Source organism: Pseudarthrobacter sp. MOO13 (assembly GCF_058267655.1).
This window is the reverse complement of record NZ_CM177848.1, coordinates 2,571,451-2,591,343: the sequence shown is the minus strand read 5'-3', so window position 1 is coordinate 2,591,343 and position 19,893 is coordinate 2,571,451. Positions and strand designations below refer to the sequence as shown.

The window sequence follows — 19,893 nt, the reverse complement described above, 5'->3', positions numbered from 1 at the left end:
CCGCCGGCGGCCCCACCATCAGGAGGACTGCATGACCGCAGGCCGTCAGCCCAGCGCGAATTCTTCCCACCTTCCAACTAATCGGCACTATTCTGGAAATGCCGAATCTTCAAAGGAGACCATGACCAGCCAGCCAAACACCGGGTCCGATCCAGCCGCCCAGGACATGAGTCCCGAGGAAATCCAGGCTGTCATCGACCGGATCCTCGCCAAGGACGTACCGGTCCGGAAAGTCAGCACGCCCAGCGGCGACGGCAGCGGCACCGGAAAAGCTGTGCTCGGCAAGGCCCAGGCCATATCCCGCCTCGACGAAGAACATTCAACGTACGACGGCGACCAGCAGGACCTCGAGGAACGCCGGGCCCTGCGCCGCAGGGCAGGGTTGTCCACCGAACTCGAAGACGTCACCGAGGTCGAATACCGCCAGCTCCGCTTGGAACGCGTGGTCCTGGCAGGGCTCTGGTCCGACGGAACACTGGCCGACGCCGAAAATTCGCTGCGCGAGCTTGCCGCCCTCGCCGAGACGGCCGGCTCCGAGGTCCTCGACGGGCTGGTACAGCGGAGGGCCAAGCCGGATCCCGGAACGTTCCTGGGCTCGGGCAAGGCGCTCGAACTGAAGGACATCGTCATGTCCACCGGTGCGGACACCGTGGTGGTGGACGCCGAGCTCGCACCCTCGCAGCGTCGTGGCCTCGAAGACATCGTCAAGGTCAAGGTAATCGACCGTACGGCCCTGATCCTGGACATCTTCGCCCAGCACGCCAAGAGCCGCGAGGGCAAGGCCCAAGTGGAGCTGGCACAGCTGGAATACCTGCTTCCCCGACTCCGCGGCTGGGGCGAATCGATGTCCCGCCAGGCAGGCGGCCAAGTGGGTGGCGCTGCCGCCGGCATGGGCTCGCGCGGCCCCGGTGAAACCAAGATCGAACTGGACCGGCGCCGGATCCGTACGCGCATGGCCAAGCTTCGGCGCGAGATCGCCGCGATGAAGCCGGCGCGGGAAACCAAGCGGGCCAACCGCCGTCGTAACGAGGTACCGTCGGTGGCCATTGCCGGGTACACCAACGCAGGGAAATCCTCCCTGCTCAACAGGCTCACCGACGCCGGCGTCCTGGTGGAGAACGCCTTGTTCGCCACCCTGGATCCCACCGTCCGCAAGGCCGAAACCGCTGACGGCCTGGGTTACACCCTGGCCGACACCGTGGGCTTCGTCCGCTCGCTGCCCACCCAGCTGGTGGAGGCCTTCCGCTCCACCCTCGAAGAGGTGGCCGATTCGGACCTGATCCTGCACGTGGTGGACGCCTCGCACCCCGATCCCGAGGGCCAGATCGCCGCGGTCCGGAAGGTCTTCAGCGAAGTTGACGCCCGCAAGGTGCCTGAGATCATCGTGCTGAACAAGGCCGATGCCGCCGATCCCTTCGTGATCGAGCGGCTGAAGCAGCGCGAACCACGCCATGTGGTGGTCTCGGCCCGGACGGGTGAGGGTATTGCCGAGCTGCTGAAGGCCATCAGCGACGCCATCCCGAGGCCCAGCGTGAAGCTTGAACTGCTCATTCCGTACGACCGGGGCGACCTGCTCAGCAAGCTGCACGAATCCGACGCCGAAATCATCCACCTCGACCACGTTGAGGAAGGTACCAGGGCCGTGGTGATGGTCCGCGAGGGCCTGGCATCCGAGCTGGAACCATTCGCCCTCAATGACTGACCTCGCGGCCGGGGAAGCTGCGCAGGCGAGCGGCGAGCAGTTCGTCCTTGAACTGCTCGACCGCGCCGTCGCCGGCATGGGCGGACAAAGCCGCACCGGACAACACGAAATGGCCCGTCAGGTGGCCCGGGCCATCAGTTCGGGCAACCATCTCCTGGTCCAGGCCGGCACCGGGACCGGCAAGTCCCTGGCCTACCTGGTACCGCTCATTGCCCATGCCTTGGAAAGCAATAAGCCCGCCCTGGTGTCCACGGCCACGCTGGCCCTGCAAACCCAGATCGTGGGCAGGGACCTGCCCCGCCTCCTAAAGAACATCACCCCGGCCCTGGAACGGCCCGTCAAAGTGGCCCTGGTCAAGGGGCGGTCCAACTACGTCTGCCGCCACAAGGTGGAGGGCGGGTTCCCTTCCGAAGAGCCTTCGGAGGGCCAGCTGTTCTCCCTGGGCGAGGACACCAGCGTGCCGCACTTCGCCGCCTCTGTGGGCGGTCCCGCCTCCCAGCTGGGCAAGGAAGTGGTGCGGCTGCGGGAGTGGGCCGAGAAGACCGCCACCGGCGACCGTGACGAGCTTCTTCCCGGCGTGACCGACCGTGCATGGCGGCAGGTGTCCGTGACCTCCATGGAATGCCTGGGGGCGCAAAAATGTCCCATGGCCGCTGAGTGCTTCAGTGAACTGGCGCGGCAGGACGCGGCCGAGGCAGACGTCGTGGTGACCAACCACGCCATGCTCGCCGTCAGCGCCTTCGAGGGGCTCGCCGTGCTGCCCGAATATGACGTCGTGGTAGTGGACGAGGCGCATGAACTGCAGGACCGCGTCACCGGGGCCGTCTCCGGGCAGTTGTCCGTCGCCATGGTGCACGCCGCCGCATCAGGTGCCCGCAAACACACGGCCATCACCGTTGACGCCCTGAACGCTGCGGCCGCCAACCTTGAGCTGGCCCTCGCCGGGGCCCCGAACGGGCTGCTGCCCAACGGCCTGAACGACGAACAGCTGGACTGCGTGGACCAGCTGCGTGAGGCCTGCCGCGCGGCGCTGTCCGATTCCAAGGGGGACAGCAACACCACGGCCGACGGCGGGCGGCAGCTCGCCCGGTCCCGCCTCATGCTGATCCTTGAATTATGCGAACGGCTGCTGGCTGCCCGAGAGAACCGCGAAGTGGTCTGGTTCTCGCGCGCGAGCACCTTCGACCCCGGCCAGGGTTACTCCCAGCCTGACGAGAATGCGCCGGTGCTGGTCAACATCGCGCCGCTGTCCGTTGCCGGGCGGCTGAGGGAAGGACTCTTCGCCGGCCACACTGTTGTGCTGACCTCTGCCACCCTGGCCATCGGGTCCGCGTTCGAACCGGCAGCGGGCGGGCTGGGACTGATAGGCGACGGAGCTCCCAGCTGGACGGGGGTGGATGTCGGCTCACCCTTCGACTACCCCAAACAGGGCATCCTCTACGTGGCGGGACACCTGCCCAAACCGGGCCGGGGTGTTTCGCCGGAAGCCCTGGAGGAGCTCGAGGCGCTCATCAAAGCATCCGGTGGCGGGGCCCTTTGCCTCTTTTCCTCGCGTCGGGCTGCGGAGGAGGCCGCCGATGCCCTGCGGCCCAAGCTCGATATGACCGTGCTCTGCCAGGGCGAGTCAACCATGACCGCCCTGGTCAAGCAGTTCGCGGACGAACCGGATACCTGCCTCTTCGGGACTATGTCCCTGTGGCAGGGGGTGGACGTTCCGGGCGGGTCGTGCCGGCTCGTGGTGATCGACCGGATTCCCTTCCCCAGGCCGGACGATCCCCTCATGACAGCTCGGTCGCGGGCCGTGGCCCAGGCCGGTGGCAACGGTTTCATGTCGGTGTCGGCTACCCACGCGGCCATCCGGCTGGCGCAGGGCGCCGGGCGGCTGATCCGGTCAACCGGCGACAAAGGAGTGGTGGCGGTGCTGGATTCGCGGCTGGCAACCGAACGTTATGCGGGCTTCCTGCGGGCCGCGCTGCCGCCTTTCTGGTCCACCACGGACCGCAGCAAGGCGCTGGCCGCACTCACCAGGCTCGGCGCGGAGGCCTCTGAATAGAGTCCTGCCGCGGCCGGAGGTGACAGGCGGTGTCAGAGGGACCGCAGCACCGAAACCACTTTGCCCATGATGGTCGCGTGGTCGCCCAGGATGGGTTCGTACTGCGTGTTCTGCGGGAGCAGCCAGGTGTGGCCGTCCCGCTGGCGGAAGGTCTTGACGGTTGCTTCGTCATCGAGCAGGGCAGCGACGATGTCACCGTTGACGGCGTCCGCCTGGCGGCGCACCACGACCCAGTCTCCGTCGCAGATGGCGGCGTCCACCATGGAGTCCCCGGCCACCTTGAGCATGAACAGTTCACCCTGGCCCACAAGTTGGCGGGGGAGCGGCATGACATCCTCAACGAGCTGCTCGGCGAGGATGGGACCGCCGGCGGCAATCCGGCCCACGAGCGGAACCATGGCGGTGTCCAGCGCGGTAGGCAGCTCCGTTACGGTGGCGCCGGGTGTCTGCGGCGCTGAGGCGGCAATCGGCTTCCCGCCGCCGCCGTCAAGCGTGAGGGGCATGAGCACCTCCATGGCCCGCGGCCGCTTCGGGTCGCGCCGGAGGTAGCCAAGCTTCTCCAGCTGGGACAGCTGATGGGTCACGCTGGACAAGCTCGCAAGGCCCACCGTGTCGCCGATCTCGCGCATTGAGGGCGGGTAGCCGTTGTCATTGACGGACCGCTGGATGGTCTCGAGGATCTTCTTCTGCCGCGGGGTAAGCCCCTTCGGAGTCCTCTTTGGTTGCGGGGCCGTCCTGCCCCCGGCGGCTGCTGCTGCCATGTTCGCCAATGCCTTTCGCTTGCCGCCGGATCTTCCGCCCCACGCCGTAGGCCGGCGTTGCGTGAAGGGTCACCGCTGTCATTGTCAGACCCTGCTGTTCAACTTCAGTGGTGGTTGTTCTTGGTTTCCAAGCTAGGCCAGCCACATTGCTTTTTCAAACATTTGTTCTAGCGAGTCTCGACATTGTTCGTTGATAGGTGCTAAAACTTAGTAAGCAAAGTTCGAATATGTGTTCTAACCATTGCATGGCCTGTTCGAAGACCTGGCCGGAAGAGATCGGTATTCCGGCACGGCAGGCAGGACGGCAGCGGCGGACACCCGGGCAGCACGGCAGGTCCAGGAGGGCTCAGTTCATGTCAGCTTTAACTCTTTCCCACATATCCCGTCCGGAGTTCCTGGCCGGGGAGCGCCACTCGTCCGGCAGCCGGCGGATCAGTGCCGGAACTGCGCCATCACCGGCGCCGCTTCGGTTGACCCGGCGGGGGCGGATCGTCCTGGTGGGAGTGCCGCTGATTCTCCTCGCGGTCCTGCTGCTCTCCTTGGCGGGACTTTTCCACTCCCCGGCCAAGGCCTCCGATTCCGCCGCGGACCTCGCCGTGACGCCCACGGTGACAGTCACGGTCCAGCCCGGCCAGTCCCTGTGGTCCATCGCCGGTGCCGTGGCCCCGAACCGGGATGCACGGGACGTCGTGGCGGACATCGTCCAGCTCAACAACCTGTCCGCCGGCGCGGTCCTGCCCGGGCAGCAGCTCTTCGTCCCCAGCCACTGACCCCTTCTTGAGCGGGTACCGCGGAGCGGCAGCCTGGCGCCGCGGCCTGGTGACTGCGGGTGCGCGTCCCCCGGAGGCTGCCGCCAGCTCTTCGTCCGGGCGTTTCCGAGGCAGGCCAAAAGTGTCATATTTTCCGGTAGTTGCCACGGCAACTAAACTGTTCAGGTGAACGACCAGCTAGAACGCCTGAACCGGCTACCCCTCCGCAGCAACCTTCGCGGGCTGACTCCCTACGGGGCGCCCCAACTGGACGTCCCCATTCTCCTGAACGTCAACGAGAACACCCATGGCGTCCCGGCGGACGTGCGTGCCGCCATCAGCGCCGCCGTGACGGAGGCCGCCGCCGGCCTGAACCGCTACCCGGACCGGGAGTTCACCGAGCTCCGCAAGGCCCTGGCCGAGTACCTTGGCCACGGCCTCGACGAAACCAACCTGTGGGCCGCCAACGGCTCCAACGAGGTCCTGCAGCAAATCCTCCAGGCGTTCGGCGGCCCGGGCCGCACCGCCCTGGGCTTCCCGCCCACGTACTCCATGTACCCGCTGCTGGCGAGCGGCACCGACACCGAATACATCACCGGTGTCCGGGCCGAGGGCTACGACCTCAGCGCAGAATCCGCTGCCCGGCAGGTCAGGGAGCTGCAGCCGAACATCGTGTTCCTCTGCTCGCCGAACAATCCCACCGGCACCGGCCTGGGACTGGACGTCGTCGAGGCTGTCTACGAGGCCGGTGCTCCAAGCCAGACCATCGTCATCGTGGACGAGGCGTACCACGAATTCGCCCACGACGGCACGCCCAGCGCCCTGACCCTGTTGCCCGGCAGGGAGCGGCTGATTGTCTCCCGCACCATGAGCAAGGCCTTCGCACTCGCCGGCGCACGCCTCGGCTACATGGCCGCGGCCCCGGAGGTCACCGATGCCCTGCGGCTGGTGCGCCTTCCGTACCACCTGTCCGCGATCACCCAGGCAACCGCCCTGGCAGCCCTGCAGCACCGCGAAGCGCTCATGGCCGATGTGCAGGACATCAAGCAGCAGCGCGACCGCATTGTGGCTGAGCTGACCAGGATGGGCCTCAAGCCCGCCGCGTCCGACTCCAACTACGTGTTCTTCGGCGGCCTGGAGAACCCGCACCAGGTCTGGCAGGAACTGCTGGACGCGGGCGTGCTGATCCGCGACGTGGGAATTCCCGGGCACCTGCGGGTCACGGCCGGTACCGAGCCGGAAACCACAGCCTTCCTCACGTCCCTGGAGCGCATCCTTGCGGGCCACGCCGCGCTTCCCGCCTAGACTTGATACAGCGGCGCTGGGCGCCCTGAACCACTCCTTCTCCCACTAAGGATCCTTCACCATGAGTTCAACCGGTTCGAATACTGCTGCGGCCCGGACCGCCCGCATGGAGCGCGCCACCAGCGAGTCCTCCGTCCTCGTGGAGATCAACCTCGACGGAACGGGTGTGTCCAACATCGACACCTCGGTGCCGTTCTACGACCACATGCTGACCGCCCTGTGCAAGCACTCGCTGATCGACATGACCGTCAAAGCCACCGGCGACACCCACATCGACGTCCACCACACCGTGGAGGATGTCGCCATCACGTTCGGCGAGGTCCTGCGGACCGCGTTGGGAAACAAAGCCGGGATCCGCAGGTTTGGCGAGGCCACCGTGCCGCTGGACGAAGCCCTCGCCAACGCGGTGGTGGACGTCTCCGGCCGTCCCTACCTGGTCCACGGCGGCGAGCCCGCTGGCCAGGAGTACCACCTGATAGGCGGCCACTTCACCGGCTCCCTGACCCGCCACGTCTTTGAGGCCATCACGCTGCACGCCGGCATCTGCCTGCACATGAACGTCCTGGCCGGCCGGGACCCGCACCACATCGTGGAGGCGCAGTTCAAGGCCTTCGCCCGCGCGCTCCGCGCCGCCGTCGAACCCGATCCCCGGGTTGAAGGCATCCCCTCCACCAAGGGTGCGCTGTGAGCGGGCAGGTCCTCAAGGACGGAGCGATCATCGATCCCACCGCCTCACAGAAGCTCCCGTCGCCCGAGGGCAAGCCGACGGTGACGGTGCTCGACTACGGGTCCGGGAACGTCCGCTCCGCCGTGCGCGCCCTGGAGCGCGCCGGTGCGGAAGTGATCCTCAGCGCCAAACCGGACGATGTGCTCAACGCCGACGGCCTGGTGGTGCCCGGCGTCGGCGCATTCGAGACCGTGATGCGCGAACTCAAGGCCGTGGACGGCATCCGCCTCATCGGCAGGCGCGTCGCAGGAGGACGCCCCGTGCTGGGCATCTGCGTGGGTTTGCAGGTCCTCTTCGAGGCCGGCGTGGAACATGGCACGGAAGCCGAGGGCATCGGTGAATGGCCTGGCAAGGTGGAGGCATTGCGCGCCGAGGTTGTCCCGCACATGGGCTGGAACACCGTCAAGGTGCCCGAGGGATCCAAGCTGTTCGCCGGCGTCGAAAACGAACGGTTCTACTTCGTGCATTCCTACGGCGTGCAGGAGTGGAACTTTGAGGTGATCCAGCCGCGGATGGCGCCACCGCTGGTCACCTGGTCCGAGCACGGCGGCCCCTTCATTGCCGCCGTGGAGAACGGGCCGCTCTGCGCGACGCAGTTCCACCCCGAAAAGTCCGGCGACGCCGGCGCCCGGCTCCTGCGCAACTGGGTGGAAGGCCTCCGCAAGCCCACCACCGGCGACGCCGGCCATGGCACCTCCCCGGCCGAAGCCGGCAGTGGCGCGTAGATGTGGTCCGTACTCCTGATGGGCCTCGCCGGCATCCTGATTGGCGGCGGCATCTCGTTCCGTCAGCAGCACAAGCCGCTCTGGACGCAGGTGTCCTTCTACGTCCTGGCCGCCATGTCGCTGCTGGCCGCCTATTTGCTCACGCTGCCCGCCAGCTGACCCCGCCGGCCGCCGGCGACCATGCCGGCGTCGACGCCCCAGCCCCTGTCCCGAAGAACCAACACTGAGGATGAGTATGACCACCGCACATGACCTGCCGGTCCTTGAACTGCTGCCTGCCGTCGATGTCGTCAACGGGCAGGCCGTCCGGCTGGTCCAGGGGGAAGCCGGCAGCGAAACCAGCTACGGCACGCCCTTGGACGCGGCACTGAACTGGCAGCAGCAGGGCGCCGAGTGGGTGCACCTGGTGGACCTGGATGCGGCGTTCGGGCGCGGCTCCAACGCGGACCTGCTCCGCGACGTGGTGGGCCGCCTGGACATCAAGGTGGAGCTTTCCGGCGGCCTGCGCGACGACGAGACCCTCGAAGCGGCCCTGGACCTGGGCGTGGCCCGGGTCAACCTGGGCACCGCTGCGCTGGAGAATCCGGAGTGGACCGCGCGGGCCATCGAACGCTTCGGCGACAAGATCGCCGTCGGCCTTGACGTCCGGGGCACCACCCTGGCCGGCCGGGGCTGGACCAAGGAAGGCGGGGACCTCTGGGACGTGCTGGGCCGCCTCGAGGAGGCCGGGTGCTCCCGCTATGTGGTGACCGACGTGACCAAGGACGGCACCCTGCAGGGACCCAACGTTGAACTCCTGCGCCAGATGGTGGAGAAGACCGGCAAACCCGTGGTCGCCTCCGGCGGCATCTCCAGCCTCGATGACCTCAAGGTCCTCCGCTCGCTGGTGCCGCTGGGCGTGGAAGGCGCCATCGTGGGCAAGGCCCTGTACGCCGGGGCCTTCACGCTGCCCGAAGCCCTCGACGTCGCCGGCCGGCGCTAGGCGCCCGGAAGGTCCAGCCAATGCCCAGCGCCCAGGAACCGGGACATCCCCCAGCCCGCCATCTGCCAGGACATATCGCCGCAGCCCTCGCCGGGGCCGGCGGGCCGGCGGACTCCGCGGGCCGGCCATGGGCCGGGCGCAGCCTCGCCGGTGAAGACGGCAAGATCCACAACTTCGAAGACGACGACGGCACGGCCGACGCCGGCTACCTCACCGCTGTTACGGCGCTCCGGCAGGGGAGCGGCAGCGAGGCCGGGGTGGTGGCGGCGCTGGCAACGGCACGGGTCTTCATCCCCATCGTGGCGCAGCTTGCTGAGGAAGCGGAGACGGACCACGGGCTGCACGCCGACAAGCAGGCGGACATGGCCCTGGTCACGCTGAAGGCCGCCGACGGCCGGACCGCGCTCCCGGCATTCACCTCTGCAGCCGCGCTCTCCGCCTGGCACCCCGAGGCCCGGCCGGTTGCCGTGTACGCGGCCCGCGCCGCGCTCTCTGCCGTCGCTGAGGGTGCCGAACTCCTGGTCCTGGACCCGGGGGCCGGCTTCACCTTCGTGGTCCGCCGCCCGGCCGTCTGGGCCCTGGCCAAGCAGCACCACTGGGTCCCTTCCTACGAGGACGGTGAGCTTGCGGGTGAACTTGGCCGCGCCTCCTCCGGGTTTCCCGCGGTGCGCGGTATCGAACTCCTCCCTGGCAGGGGAGTGTCCGCCACTGCTGCCGACGGCACCGTGGTTCCCGGCGGCGGCGCCGGACCCGAACTCCAGGTGGTGCTCTACCTTGAGGACGGGTTGGACGCCGCCGGGGTCCAGGAACTGGTGGCCGGCCTGCAGGCCGAGTGGTCCCGGAATGTATTGTTTGGGGAGCGCGTCGATTCCCTGGAGATCAAGCTCAGGCGCGCTCCCGACTAGCTGCCGGCCGGATGGGTGAACCCCGCCCGCGCCGGGGCGGACCCTAAGGATCGCTTCGTGAATTTCGCTCTCTACCGGGAGTTGCTCGCCGTCCGGCCCATCCGGCGGCTGCTGCTGGTGGGCATGGTTGCCCGGATCCCGCACTCGGCTGCCGGAGTCCTGCTCACCCTGCATATCGTCCTGACCCTGGGCCAGGGCTACGCGGCGGCCGGCGCCGCCGCGGCGGTGATGACCATTGGCATTGCCCTTGGCGCCCCGTGGCGTGGCCGGCGCGTTGACACCGTGGGCCTGCGGACGGCGCTTATTCCGTCGGTGATCTCGGAGTCCATCATCTGGTCCGTGGTGCCCCATGTGTCCTACCAGTGGCTCCTGCCGCTCGTCTTCGTCGGCGGCCTGCTCACACTGCCCATCTTCAGCGTCGTCCGGCAGTCCTTGGGCGTCCTGGCCCAAGGCGACCAGCGCCGTACGGCCTTTGCCCTGGACGCCATCACCACCGAAATGGTGTTCATGATCGGCCCGGCCGCGGGCGCCGTGGTGGCCACCAGCGGGTTCACCACCGCAGGCTTGACCGTCGTGGGCATAGCGACGTCGCTGGCCGGACTGTTCCTCATGTGGTTCAACCCGCCCACCCGCAGTGCGGACCCGGGAATGGGACGCGAAGCTGACGAGCAGCACGCGGCGGAGGCCGCCGTCGTCTCCACCGCCCCGGCCCATGTCCAGGAAGCCGCTGCGGAACTGGCGGCGCCCGCGGGTGCCGCTGCACCGCAGGAGGGCTCGAGGGGAAGGCCGGCGGGCGGCTTCTCCTGGTTCACCGCCACAGTGGCGGCCCTCTTCGCGGTCGCCGCCGGCGCCGGCATGGTCCTGAGCGGCACCGACGTTGGCATTGTTGCCGCCTTGGAGATCGGTGGACACCAAAGCGAAATCGGCATCGTCTTCGTCTTCTGGTGCGCCGCCTCAGTGGTGGGCGGCATCATCTACGGCGCCATGCACAGGCCCGTCCCGCCCGTCATCCTGCTGTTGGGCATGGCGGCCCTGACGCTGCCCATGGCACTCGCCCACGACACCTGGACGCTCGCTTTCGTCTCCGTCCTGCCCGGTTTGCTGTGCGCCCCGGTGCTCTCGGCGGCCTCCGAGAAGGTGGCGGACCTGGTCCCGGAGGAGCGGCGCGGGGAGGCGATGGGCTGGTACGGCTCGGCCCTCACCGCCGGGGTTGCGCTCGGTTCACCGCTCGCCGGCATCTTCATCGACCTGATGGGCCCCTCCGGCGGCTTCGTCTCGGTCGGGGGCGCGGGTGTGCTGCTGTGCCTGGTGGGGCTGGCCCTGCAGCTGCGCCGGCGCAGGGCCGCCGCCTGAACCCGCTTCCAACGGTTGCTCCCCGCCCGCGTGGACGAGCCGCGGGCCATGTTCCCGGGGAAACGACGACGGCGGGACGACCTCGGATGGTCGTCCCGCCGTCGGGCGCTGCGTGGGGGAGTCCGGCGTTAGTTCACGGCCCCGGTGTACTTTTCGCCCGGGCCCTTGCCCGGAGCATCGGGAATCAGGGACTCCTCACGGAAGGCGAGCTGGAGGGAGCGGAGGCCATCGCGCAACGGTCCGGCGTGCTGGGAGCCGATTTCCGGGGCGGCCGCGGTAACCAGGCCGGCAAGGGCGGTGATCAGTTTCCGGGCTTCGTCCAGGTCCTTGAGTTCGGCTGCGTTGTCTTCAGCGGCCAGGCCCAGCTTCACGGCGGCGGCGCTCATGAGGTGCACGGCGGCCGTGGTGATGACCTCGATGGCGGGGACCTCCGAGATGTCGCGGATCTGCTGTGAAACGTCCGCGCCTGCGTCAGCGGGCTCGAAAACGTACGAATTACTGTCTGAGGTGCTCATACTGGTAAGCTTGACACAGACCGACTGGATGTCGTTATTTCAGAGATCGTTCCAAACGATGGGGTTCCCAGCAGCGCTTCGCGGCGTTGGCGGGAATTTTTTCTGTAGAATGGCATCCAGTTTGCAAGCGGAGTTCTCTCCCACCCGCGTCAGCCGCTGTTTCCCAGGTTCCTTGCGAACCGCCAGGGGACGAAAGGTTGCCGGGTACCTGGTTGGGCATGGAACCGGTAACAACCGGAACTGTGCGCGTGCTTCCCGTTTTCGGGACGGCTTCGCCAACCTGTTTGAGGCCTTCGATTGCTCCGGCAATTGGGGGCCTTCTCTATTTGCCGGACACAACAACAAACACAGGAGCTTTAACATTAGCGAGCCAAGAATCAATGAGCGTATCCGCGTCCCCGAGGTGCGGCTGGTCGGACCTGCAGGTGAACAGGTAGGAATCGTCCGTATTGAGGATGCCCTGCGCCTGGCTGCCGAATCCGACCTTGATCTCGTTGAAGTTGCACCTCAGGCGAAGCCTCCGGTGTGCAAGCTGATGGATTTCGGCAAGTACAAGTACGAAGCCGCGGTCAAGGCACGTGAGGCCCGGAAGAACCAGACGAACACCGTTCTGAAGGAAATCCGCTTCCGCCTCAAGATCGACACCCACGACTACGAGACCAAGCGGGGCCACGCCCTTCGCTTCCTCGGCGCCGGGGACAAGGTCAAGGCCATGATCCAGTTCCGCGGCCGCGAGCAGCAGCGCCCCGAAATGGGCATCCGCCTGCTCCAGCGCTTCGCGGACGACGTCGCCGAAGTTGGCGTGGTGGAGTCCAGCCCCCGCATCGATGGCCGGAACATGGTCATGGTTGTCGGTCCGCTGAAGAACAAGGCCGAGGCAAAGGCTGAAGCCCGTCGCGCCACCCAGCGCGCCGAGGCGAAGGCACAGAACGAAGCCAAGGCCTCCGGCCGTGTGGACACGTCCGGCACGGACCAGGCGCCCATGACCCAGTCACTGGCTGACCTCCTGCCGGAAGGCTTCACCGTTTCCACCGAACCGGAGACGGCTCCGGAGGAAACTGCCGCTGCCGAGGCGCCTGCTGCACCGGCTCCCGAGCAGGAAGCCGCCAAGGAGGAAGCTCCCAAGGCTGCCCCGGCACCCCGGCAGGAAGCACCTAAGGCCGCCGCGCCCAAGGCTGCTGCACCCAAGCAGGAGGCTCCGAAGCAGGAGGCTCCGAAGGCAGCCGCTGCAGCACCGAAGCCCGCGACGGCCGCCAAGCCGGCGGCAGCGGCGCCGAAGCCCGCCGCCGTGCCTGCACCGCCGAAGCCGGTGGCCAGGCCTGCTGCACCGAAGCCTGCTGCCCGCCCTGCCCCCAAGGCAGTGCCCAAGCCGGCGGGTAAGAAGACCAACTAGTTCACAGCTGCCGGAGGTTCCGCCCTCCGGCAGTCAGCAACCAGCATGCTGCCCGCAGGGGCGGCTGCGCGATAGAACTGCCGGCCCCAGGGCCCGCAGAAACGTAAGGAGATCGGTTCCCATGCCGAAGATGAAGACCCACAGTGGTGCTAAGAAGCGCTTCAAGCTGACCGGCAGCGGCAAGCTGCGCCGCCAGCAGGCCAACCGCCGCCACTACCTGGAGCACAAGTCCAGCCGCCTGACCCGCCGCCTCGCCGGCGACAAGATCGTCTTCAAGGGCGATGCCAAGGTCATCCGGAAGATGCTCGGCATCTAGTTTCCAAGTTTATTGATGGGCCGCCCCCTGGCGGTTCGTCTTCTGCCAAACAGCCTTCTCAGGCCGCCGGATTTCCGGCAACAGATGCTTGGGATCAGATTTTCGAAGGAGTACGCACGTGGCACGTGTGAAGAGGGCGGTAAACGCCCACAAGAAGCGCCGGGTTGTCCTTGAGCGGGCAAAGGGTTACCGCGGACAGCGTTCGCGCCTGTACCGCAAGGCCAAAGAGCAGCTGCTGCACTCGTTTGTGTACAGCTACGGTGACCGCAAGAAGAAGAAGGGCGACTTCCGCCGCCTGTGGATCCAGCGCATCAACGCTGCGTCCCGCGCCAACGGCCTCACCTACAACCGACTGATCCAGGGCCTGAAGGCCGCTGAGGTCGAGGTTGACCGCCGCATGCTGGCCGAGCTCGCCGTCTCGGACGCCAACGCATTTGCCGCACTGGTCCAGGTGGCCAAGGACTCCCTGCCGGCTGACACCTCCGCCAAGAAGGTCGCCGCAGCCTAGAGGCCGCGCAGTGCTCCTCCCTGAGGGGCCGGTTCAAGAACTGGTGGCAGCAGCTACTACAGTTTCTTGTATGAACGACACCGGGCGCCCGCAAGATTTTCCACTGTCCAACCCCCGAGCCGATCGGGTCAGGGACGTGGCAAAGCTTGCAGGGCGCCCGGCCCGTTTAAAGCGTGGCCAGTTCCTTGCTGAGGGGCCGCAGGCAGTGCGCGAGGCACTCAAGCTCCACCAGCAGCGCCTTGCGGCCGGAGCCCCGGGCATCGTCACGGACGTCTACGCAAGCGAAAGCTGCCTGGACCGGTTTCCCGAGTTCGAGGAGCTTGCCGAGGGGACCACGGCACGGCTGGCCACCGATGAAGTCCTGTCGGCCATGGCCGACACGGTCAATCCGCAGGGAATCGTGGCCGTCTGCCGCTTCGTGGACGTCTCCCTGGCGGACGTGCTCGACGCCGGACCACGCCTGGTAGCCGTGCTCTGCCAGGTCAGGGATCCCGGTAACGCCGGAACAGTGCTCCGCGCCGCCGATTCCGCCGGGGCCGACGCCGTGGTGTTCACTGCGTCCAGCGTCGATATCTACAACCCCAAGGCAGTCCGCTCTACGGCCGGTTCCCTGTTCCACCTGCCTGTTGTCCTGGCTGCCGACCCGGCCGAACTCGCGGCTGCGTGCAAGGCCCGCGGCATCGGCATCCTCGCTGCGGACGGCTACGGACTGTTGGACCTGGATGTCCTCCAGGACGAGAGCGCCCGCCGCAGGCTCACCGGAAAGGGCCCGGATTCCGTGTACGACCTGGCCGGGCCCACAGCCTGGTTCTTCGGCAACGAGGCGCAGGGGTTGTCGGAGGAAGAACTTGCCCTGGCCGACCACCGGGTGGCTGTCCCCGTCTACGGGGCGGCGGAGAGCCTGAACCTCGGTACTGCGGCCACCGTCTGCCTCTACGCCAGCGCCAGGTCCCAACGCCGGGATGGGGCAGTTCCGGAATAAGTTGCCGGCGGCCAGCCAGGAGGGCGCCGCCGACGAAGGAGTGGCCGGGGAGGAAGCGGCCGGGCAAAAAGAAAGGCCCCGGATATCCGGGGCCCGGTGGTTATGTGGTGACGGAGTGGTCAGGGCGCGCGGGTGGCTTTTCCGCGTCCGGTGACGAATCCGTAGATGCCGGCGACAATGAGGCCACCGACGATAGCGAGAATCCACGTGCCGAGGTCGAAGAAGCCCATGTCGCCCTTGGCGAAAAGGAGGCTGCCAATCCAGCCGCCAACAATGGCACCAACAACACCGAGGATGAGGCTGGTGACCCAGCCGCCGCCGACCCGTCCGGGCATAACGGCCTTAACGATGGCCCCGACAATCAGGCCCAAAATAATCCAAGCAAGAAAACCCATGTCTCCTCCTTATTGTGACCGGGAAAAATAGTCCCGATGAGCCTCAAGCTAACATAAGGGCCCCGCAAAGTCAGTAGCCGAACCTGCGCCGTTGCTGCATCGTTAGGGGCGTCCCGGTACGGTATGGACCGGGTGGGGCCACGGCGGGATCCTGCACTGTCCAGCAGCGAAGAACCGGCGACGAGGAAGCTCCCTGGCTGTACATGGCGGTACCGCGGCGATGGTGGGTCGCGGGCGGGATCAGGCTGCCAGCGGACGCTTGCGCTCCAGCACGCCACTGAGCAGCGCGACGCCGAACCCGAGGACGGCGAGTACGGCGCCCACGAGCGCCGGGGCTACGAAGCCCCACCCGAGGGCAATGACGAGGCCGCCGAGAAAGGCCCCCAGGGCGTTGGCAACGTTGAGCGCGGCGTGGTTGAGCGAGGAGGCCAGGGACGGCGCATCCGGTGAAGCATCCAGCAGCCGGGTTTGCAGGGCGGGGACCAGCATGGAACCGGCGGCCCCCACCACGAACACCATGACCAGGGCGCTCCATGCCCAGTGTGCTGCCACGGCGTAGAGCACCAGGGCAACTGCAATCGCGGGCAGGACGCGGTAGAGGGTGCCCATCACCGACTTGTCGGCCAGCCTGCCGCCGATGAGGTTCCCGGCCACCATACCCAGTCCGTACAAGGCCACCACCAGCGGGATCAGCGTGGACGGGATTCCGGCCACGTTGGTCATGGTGTGGGCGATGTAGGTATAGGTTGCGAAGAAGCCGCCGAAGCCAACAATCCCCACCAGGAGCGCCAGCCACACCTGCAGCCGTTTCAGCGCACCGAGTTCGCGCCGGATGCTCGCGTCCGGGTGCGTCTTCTGGAACGGCACGAAGATCCAGACGAGCACCAGTGCCAGCAGCCCGATGCACCCCACCAGGACGAACAGCAGCCGCCAGCCGAAGGCCTGGCCCAGCCAGGTGGCAAAGGGTACTCCGACGACGTTGGAGATGCTGAGGCCGGCCATCACCATGGAGATGGCCCAGCCGCGCCGCGTCGGCGGGACCAGGGAGGCGGCTATCACGGCGGCCACGCCAAAGAACGCCCCGTGCGGCAGGCCCGCAGCGAACCTCGAGACGAGCATGGACCCGTAGTCAGGTGCGATGAACGAACTGAGGTTGGCAACCGTAAAGAAAAGCAGGAGCCCGAGCGCCAGGTATTTGCGGGGTAGCTTGGCCCCGACGACGGCAAGCAGCGGGGCGCCGACCACGACGCCCAGGGCGTAGGCGGAGATCAGGTAGCCGGCCTGGGGAGTGCTGATCGCCAGTCCCTGCTCCACCTCCTTCAACAGGCCCATCATGGTGAACTCGGTCACACCGATGCCTACCCCGCCCATGGCCAGCGCAAAAATGGCCATCCCAAGGTTTGGGGTCTTGGCGGGTGTTGCCGTGGACTGGGAAAGAACGCTGCTCATGTGCCTGCTTCTCAAAGATGGGTGGAAAAGACCGGATGCCACGGCAGTGGGGCAGGAACGTCCGGACAGAGTCGCAAACCCTTGGCGGCCAGGACCTATTCCCTGAGGCTGGAATGCTGTTCCGGGACATTCCATTGTGGACCATAGAATGGCCGAATGACTGGACTGATTCAGGTTGTGGGCGGAGCCATCGTGGACGAGCTGGCGGACCCGGCGGCCCTGCTGGTCGCCAGGCGAAGTGCGCCGGAGCACCTGGCCGGTCTGTGGGAGTTCCCGGGCGGCAAGGTTGAACCCGGCGAGGAGCCCGAGGCCGCGCTGGTGCGGGAACTGTCAGAGGAACTCGGAATCGGTGTCCGGCTGGGACCCGAACTGTCGGCGGAGGATCCCGGTGGCTGGCCGCTGAACGAACGGGCCAGCATGCGGGTCTGGTTCGCGGAGGTCAGCGACGGCGAGCCGCGGCCCCTTGAAGACCATGACGAACTGCGGTGGATGGACCTCCGGGACCGGGACGCGGTCCTGGGCCTGCCGTGGATCCCCGCGGATTTTCCGATCGTCCGGGCTTTGCTGGACTCGGTGGCATCCCCGCTGAACCAGGCCCGCTGAACCTGGGCCTCTGACACGGGACCGCCACCACAGGACCGCTAGAAGAGGGCGTCCTGCTGCAGGGGCCGGGCGGGAACCCCCGCGGTGCCCTCTGTAGCCGGGGCGGGGATGCTGCCGGCGGGGTACTGCGCTTCCTCGGCGCGGGGATCGTCCAGGTCCCGGTGGCTGAAGCCGGAGGAATGCGAGAAACCGTGGCGTGCCTTGAAGTACCGGACCTTGGCGGCCAGCCAGGTGCGGTATTCCTTGGAGGCGTAGGACCCCGTCCCGTACAGCCGCCGGTAGCGTCCCGCCAGTTCGGGGTGGTGGGCTGCGATCCACTTCATGAACCACTCCCTGGTCCCGGGCTTCAGGTACAGGGCACCCGCGGTGACTCCCGTTGCGCCCGCGGCCGCCAAGGAGCCGAAGAGAGCATCCAGGGCTTCGTCACTGTCGGAAAGCCACGGCAGGATGGGCATGGCCATCACCCCACACGGGAGCCCGGCTTCGCGCAGCCGGGACACCAGCCTCAGCCGCGCCCTGGGCCCGGGTGTGCCGGGCTCGATGGCTTCCGAAAGGGCCTCATCGGTCATGGCCAGCGAGATTCCCAGGCCTACCGGCACCTGCGTGGCGGCACTCTTCAACAGGGGGATGTCCCGCGCCAGCAACGTGCCCTTGGTGAGGATGGACAGGGGAGTGCCGGAGTCCGCCAGGGCGGAGATAATGCCCGGCATGAGGCGGTACCGTCCCTCGGCCCGCTGATAGGGGTCGGTGTTGGTGCCAAGCGCCACCTGCTGGCGCGTCCAGGACGCCTTGTTCACTTCCTTGCGCAGGACTTCCGCCGCGTTGACCTTAACCACCACCTGGTTGTCGAAGTCCATGCCGGCGTCGAAATCCAAATACGTGTGGGACTTCCTGGCAAAGCAGTACACGCAGGCGTGGCTGCAACCCCGGTAGGGGTTCACCGTCCATTCGAAAGGCATCCTGGACCCAGCCGGGACCCTGTTGAGCACCGATTTTGCGGTGACCTCATGGAACGTGATGCCGGCGAACTCGGGAGTGGTGACGGACCGTACCAGGCCGGCCAGCGGCAGCAATGCCGGAGCAGCCCCACTGGCAGTTTCGGGGGTCGGAACCAAAGCCTGTGCTTCCCATCTCATGGCCTCCATTCGAAGACATGTTCGAACGGAAGTCAAGGGCGGCGCGCTGCCTCAGGGCTTCTCCCAGCCAACGCCGGCTAGTGCAGCAGCTCCCACGTGACCGTCACGCCTGCCTCCACCCGGTTCCGGCCGGACTCAAGGGGCAGCCCCTCAACGGCGGAGGCCCGTTGCAGGCCGGCGGCCGGTACCGGGCCGGGAGCCGCCCGGAGGTCGGTCACGGACAACACCCGGCCCAGTGTGGCCGAGGCGAGCGACGCGAACTGGGCGGCTGCGCGGAGTGCGTCCTGCCAGGCAGCCTCCCTGGCCTGTGCACGGGTGGCTGAGTCATCGGAGAGGACCAGCTGCAGGCTCTCCAGCCGGACGTCGTCACCGCCCGACTCAACGGCGGCGGAGATGGCCGCCGGTGCGTTGCCGACGTCCCGCAGCCTGACAGCAAGGCTGCCGACCGCAACGTAGCCCACGAGTTTCTGCCCTTCGCCGTCCCGCCACGCGAGGTCTGCCCGCACTGACAGGCCGCCCGTCCGCAGGTCGGCAGGGGCAACGCCGTGTCCCCGGAGGGCCGCGGCCACGGCGGCAAGGCCCTGGCCGGCCGCCGCATACGCGTCCGCCAAGGACGGCGCGCGGCACTCCACCGCCACGGACACCGTCACCAGGTCAGGGACCGCCTCCGCCCACCCGCTCCCGGTGACGGTCACCGTGCCGGCATCTGTGGAGGCCCGCTCCGCGGCGTTCACAGGACCGCGCTCCCCGCCGGAACCGGGTAGCCGCCGGCGGCCAGGCCGGCCCTGCGTTCGAAAATATTCGCTGTTCCCGGATTTCCGCTCCGCAGCACGGACCAGCCGGCCGCGGCCAGGTATAAGGGAATGAACGGCAGGCCGAGGCACCATGCGTACTGGCTGCAGTGCCGCTCCTCATGGCCCAGCAACGCAGGCCGGGACAACAGGTCGGCGGCCGGACCGCGGTACAGCACCACGTTCCCCACCGTGAAGGCGCGGGCGGCCGGAAGCCGCCAACGGTACCCGGCGGCCAAGACCATGCCACGCGGGCCGCGGCTTAGCCGGGTCCCCGCGGCGAGGGCGACGGCGAGGCCAGCGACAGTACTCCCGTTGAGGAGGTTCGCTGCCCGCCTGAGCCGCTGGGCCGTCGTCGGGACATCCTGGGTACCCGCGCGCTGCCGCAAAGTCATGAGGCCATGGTAGCCGGAGGGTTCAACTAGACTGGAGGGCAGTGGCCGCCGGTCCTGCCGGCGAGCCCTGACCTGGTCATTGAATGAACTGACGTTCAGCGCATTCATCCATGACCTGCCAGCGACGGACGCGCCAAGCGGGAAACCG

At 67.5% G+C, this 19,893-nt stretch carries 22 protein-coding genes; 15 read left to right on the top strand and 7 right to left on the bottom strand.

Going from position 1 to position 19,893, the window contains the following annotated elements; translation table 11 throughout:
- Positions 1-121: 121 nt before the first annotated feature.
- Together hflX and AC4EEO_RS11905 are read left to right on the top strand one after the other, a co-directional pair.
- Positions 122-1,702, top strand: coding sequence for a GTPase HflX (hflX, locus tag AC4EEO_RS11910; protein ID WP_491338907.1), 1,581 nt, complete (start codon positions 122-124; stop codon positions 1,700-1,702).
- Positions 1,695-3,755: an ATP-dependent DNA helicase gene (locus tag AC4EEO_RS11905; protein ID WP_491338906.1), complete on the top strand. Its 2,061-nt coding sequence runs from the start codon at positions 1,695-1,697 to the stop codon at positions 3,753-3,755. The genes hflX and AC4EEO_RS11905 overlap by 8 nt, the downstream gene beginning before the upstream one ends.
- A 32-nt stretch (positions 3,756-3,787) precedes the next feature.
- Here AC4EEO_RS11905 and lexA read toward each other — a convergent pair whose 3' ends face one another.
- The gene (gene lexA, locus AC4EEO_RS11900) at positions 3,788-4,516 is read right to left on the bottom strand and encodes a transcriptional repressor LexA (protein ID WP_109044892.1); all 729 of its coding nucleotides are present in this window, start codon (positions 4,514-4,516) and stop codon (positions 3,788-3,790) included.
- A 353-nt stretch (positions 4,517-4,869) separates the two neighbouring features.
- On the opposite strand from lexA, the gene AC4EEO_RS11895 reads away from it, so the two are divergent.
- The 8 genes from AC4EEO_RS11895 (at position 4,870) to AC4EEO_RS11860 (ending at position 11,262) form a co-directional block, all read left to right on the top strand.
- On the top strand, positions 4,870-5,286 hold the full coding sequence (locus AC4EEO_RS11895; protein WP_231369931.1) for a LysM peptidoglycan-binding domain-containing protein: 417 nt from the start codon (positions 4,870-4,872) through the stop codon (positions 5,284-5,286).
- A gap of 165 nt (positions 5,287-5,451) precedes the next feature.
- Complete coding sequence (locus AC4EEO_RS11890; RefSeq protein WP_018763619.1) at positions 5,452-6,570, top strand: histidinol-phosphate transaminase; 1,119 nt, start codon at positions 5,452-5,454, stop codon at positions 6,568-6,570.
- Positions 6,571-6,631: 61 nt separating this feature from the next.
- Entirely contained in the window at positions 6,632-7,258 is a 627-nt protein-coding gene (gene hisB / locus AC4EEO_RS11885; protein WP_018763618.1) for an imidazoleglycerol-phosphate dehydratase HisB, read from the top strand.
- Positions 7,255-8,022 (top strand): imidazole glycerol phosphate synthase subunit HisH, encoded by a 768-nt coding sequence (gene hisH / locus AC4EEO_RS11880; RefSeq protein ID WP_285320609.1) that lies wholly within the window; start codon positions 7,255-7,257, stop codon positions 8,020-8,022. Before hisB ends, hisH begins: the two co-directional genes overlap by 4 nt.
- Positions 8,023-8,181, top strand: a complete 159-nt coding sequence (locus tag AC4EEO_RS11875) for a hypothetical protein (protein ID WP_018763616.1) — start codon at positions 8,023-8,025, stop codon at positions 8,179-8,181.
- A gap of 76 nt (positions 8,182-8,257) precedes the next feature.
- Positions 8,258-9,004 carry a bifunctional 1-(5-phosphoribosyl)-5-((5-phosphoribosylamino)methylideneamino)imidazole-4-carboxamide isomerase/phosphoribosylanthranilate isomerase PriA gene (gene priA / locus AC4EEO_RS11870; protein WP_018763615.1) on the top strand — a complete coding sequence of 249 codons (747 nt, stop codon included), beginning with the start codon at positions 8,258-8,260 and terminating at the stop codon, positions 9,002-9,004.
- Between the two features lie 20 nt (positions 9,005-9,024).
- Positions 9,025-9,909 (top strand): SseB family protein, encoded by an 885-nt coding sequence (locus tag AC4EEO_RS11865; RefSeq protein WP_491338905.1) that lies wholly within the window; start codon positions 9,025-9,027, stop codon positions 9,907-9,909.
- Positions 9,910-9,966: 57 nt separating this feature from the next.
- Positions 9,967-11,262: an MFS transporter gene (locus AC4EEO_RS11860; protein ID WP_491338904.1), complete on the top strand. Its 1,296-nt coding sequence runs from the start codon at positions 9,967-9,969 to the stop codon at positions 11,260-11,262.
- Positions 11,263-11,390: 128 nt separating this feature from the next.
- Here AC4EEO_RS11860 and AC4EEO_RS11855 read toward each other — a convergent pair whose 3' ends face one another.
- Positions 11,391-11,777: a DUF1844 domain-containing protein gene (locus AC4EEO_RS11855; RefSeq protein WP_018763612.1), complete on the bottom strand. Its 387-nt coding sequence runs from the start codon at positions 11,775-11,777 to the stop codon at positions 11,391-11,393.
- Positions 11,778-12,057: 280 nt separating this feature from the next.
- Here AC4EEO_RS11855 and infC point away from each other — a divergent pair, with 280 nt between their 5' ends.
- The 4 genes from infC to AC4EEO_RS11835 all read left to right on the top strand — a co-directional run bounded on the left by infC (position 12,058) and on the right by AC4EEO_RS11835 (position 14,976).
- On the top strand, positions 12,058-13,170 hold the full coding sequence (infC, locus tag AC4EEO_RS11850) for a translation initiation factor IF-3 (RefSeq protein WP_491340422.1): 1,113 nt from the start codon (positions 12,058-12,060) through the stop codon (positions 13,168-13,170).
- Between the two features lie 121 nt (positions 13,171-13,291).
- Positions 13,292-13,486, top strand: coding sequence for a 50S ribosomal protein L35 (gene rpmI / locus AC4EEO_RS11845; RefSeq protein ID WP_009358635.1), 195 nt, complete (start codon positions 13,292-13,294; stop codon positions 13,484-13,486).
- Between the two features lie 118 nt (positions 13,487-13,604).
- The gene (gene rplT, locus AC4EEO_RS11840) at positions 13,605-13,994 is read left to right on the top strand and encodes a 50S ribosomal protein L20 (RefSeq protein ID WP_018763610.1); all 390 of its coding nucleotides are present in this window, start codon (positions 13,605-13,607) and stop codon (positions 13,992-13,994) included.
- 70 nt (positions 13,995-14,064) lie between these two features.
- Positions 14,065-14,976 carry a TrmH family RNA methyltransferase gene (locus AC4EEO_RS11835; protein ID WP_491329690.1) on the top strand — a complete coding sequence of 304 codons (912 nt, stop codon included), beginning with the start codon at positions 14,065-14,067 and terminating at the stop codon, positions 14,974-14,976.
- A 119-nt stretch (positions 14,977-15,095) separates the two neighbouring features.
- Here the strand turns inward: AC4EEO_RS11835 and AC4EEO_RS11830 are convergent, their stop codons facing one another.
- Both AC4EEO_RS11830 and AC4EEO_RS11825 read right to left on the bottom strand, forming a co-directional pair.
- Positions 15,096-15,371, bottom strand: coding sequence for a GlsB/YeaQ/YmgE family stress response membrane protein (locus AC4EEO_RS11830; RefSeq protein WP_018763608.1), 276 nt, complete (start codon positions 15,369-15,371; stop codon positions 15,096-15,098).
- Positions 15,372-15,611: 240 nt separating this feature from the next.
- Positions 15,612-16,820, bottom strand: coding sequence for an MFS transporter (locus AC4EEO_RS11825; protein ID WP_133832579.1), 1,209 nt, complete (start codon positions 16,818-16,820; stop codon positions 15,612-15,614).
- 156 nt (positions 16,821-16,976) lie between these two features.
- Here AC4EEO_RS11825 and AC4EEO_RS11820 point away from each other — a divergent pair, with 156 nt between their 5' ends.
- Entirely contained in the window at positions 16,977-17,423 is a 447-nt protein-coding gene (locus tag AC4EEO_RS11820) for a (deoxy)nucleoside triphosphate pyrophosphohydrolase (RefSeq protein WP_491338903.1), read from the top strand.
- Between the two features lie 38 nt (positions 17,424-17,461).
- On the opposite strand, the gene AC4EEO_RS11815 is transcribed toward AC4EEO_RS11820, so the two are convergent.
- From AC4EEO_RS11815 to AC4EEO_RS11805, 3 genes are all read right to left on the bottom strand, one after another.
- Positions 17,462-18,559: an Rv2578c family radical SAM protein gene (locus AC4EEO_RS11815; protein ID WP_491338902.1), complete on the bottom strand. Its 1,098-nt coding sequence runs from the start codon at positions 18,557-18,559 to the stop codon at positions 17,462-17,464.
- A 77-nt stretch (positions 18,560-18,636) separates the two neighbouring features.
- Positions 18,637-19,293 carry an SIMPL domain-containing protein gene (locus tag AC4EEO_RS11810; protein WP_491338901.1) on the bottom strand — a complete coding sequence of 219 codons (657 nt, stop codon included), beginning with the start codon at positions 19,291-19,293 and terminating at the stop codon, positions 18,637-18,639.
- Positions 19,290-19,745, bottom strand: coding sequence for a hypothetical protein (locus AC4EEO_RS11805; RefSeq protein ID WP_109044884.1), 456 nt, complete (start codon positions 19,743-19,745; stop codon positions 19,290-19,292). Before AC4EEO_RS11805 ends, AC4EEO_RS11810 begins: the two co-directional genes overlap by 4 nt.
- Positions 19,746-19,893 lie beyond the last annotated feature (148 nt).

What these genes read in the sequence shown, in the direction of transcription:
- hflX (WP_491338907.1), top strand. Translation starts at nt 122, where the DNA reads ATGACCAGCCAGCCAAACACCGGGTCCGATCCAGCCGCCCAGGACATG.
- AC4EEO_RS11905 (WP_491338906.1), top strand. Translation starts at nt 1,695, where the DNA reads ATGACTGACCTCGCGGCCGGGGAAGCTGCGCAGGCGAGCGGCGAGCAG.
- lexA (WP_109044892.1), bottom strand. Translation starts at nt 4,516, where the DNA reads ATGGCAGCAGCAGCCGCCGGGGGCAGGACGGCCCCGCAACCAAAGAGG.
- AC4EEO_RS11895 (WP_231369931.1), top strand. Translation starts at nt 4,870, where the DNA reads ATGTCAGCTTTAACTCTTTCCCACATATCCCGTCCGGAGTTCCTGGCC.
- hisB (WP_018763618.1), top strand. Translation starts at nt 6,632, where the DNA reads ATGAGTTCAACCGGTTCGAATACTGCTGCGGCCCGGACCGCCCGCATG.
- AC4EEO_RS11875 (WP_018763616.1), top strand. Translation starts at nt 8,023, where the DNA reads ATGTGGTCCGTACTCCTGATGGGCCTCGCCGGCATCCTGATTGGCGGC.
- priA (WP_018763615.1), top strand. Translation starts at nt 8,258, where the DNA reads ATGACCACCGCACATGACCTGCCGGTCCTTGAACTGCTGCCTGCCGTC.
- AC4EEO_RS11865 (WP_491338905.1), top strand. Translation starts at nt 9,025, where the DNA reads ATGCCCAGCGCCCAGGAACCGGGACATCCCCCAGCCCGCCATCTGCCA.
- AC4EEO_RS11855 (WP_018763612.1), bottom strand. Translation starts at nt 11,777, where the DNA reads ATGAGCACCTCAGACAGTAATTCGTACGTTTTCGAGCCCGCTGACGCA.
- rpmI (WP_009358635.1), top strand. Translation starts at nt 13,292, where the DNA reads ATGCCGAAGATGAAGACCCACAGTGGTGCTAAGAAGCGCTTCAAGCTG.
- AC4EEO_RS11835 (WP_491329690.1), top strand. Translation starts at nt 14,065, where the DNA reads ATGAACGACACCGGGCGCCCGCAAGATTTTCCACTGTCCAACCCCCGA.
- AC4EEO_RS11830 (WP_018763608.1), bottom strand. Translation starts at nt 15,371, where the DNA reads ATGGGTTTTCTTGCTTGGATTATTTTGGGCCTGATTGTCGGGGCCATC.
- AC4EEO_RS11825 (WP_133832579.1), bottom strand. Translation starts at nt 16,820, where the DNA reads ATGAGCAGCGTTCTTTCCCAGTCCACGGCAACACCCGCCAAGACCCCA.
- AC4EEO_RS11820 (WP_491338903.1), top strand. Translation starts at nt 16,977, where the DNA reads ATGACTGGACTGATTCAGGTTGTGGGCGGAGCCATCGTGGACGAGCTG.
- AC4EEO_RS11815 (WP_491338902.1), bottom strand. Translation starts at nt 18,559, where the DNA reads ATGAGATGGGAAGCACAGGCTTTGGTTCCGACCCCCGAAACTGCCAGT.
- AC4EEO_RS11805 (WP_109044884.1), bottom strand. Translation starts at nt 19,745, where the DNA reads ATGACTTTGCGGCAGCGCGCGGGTACCCAGGATGTCCCGACGACGGCC.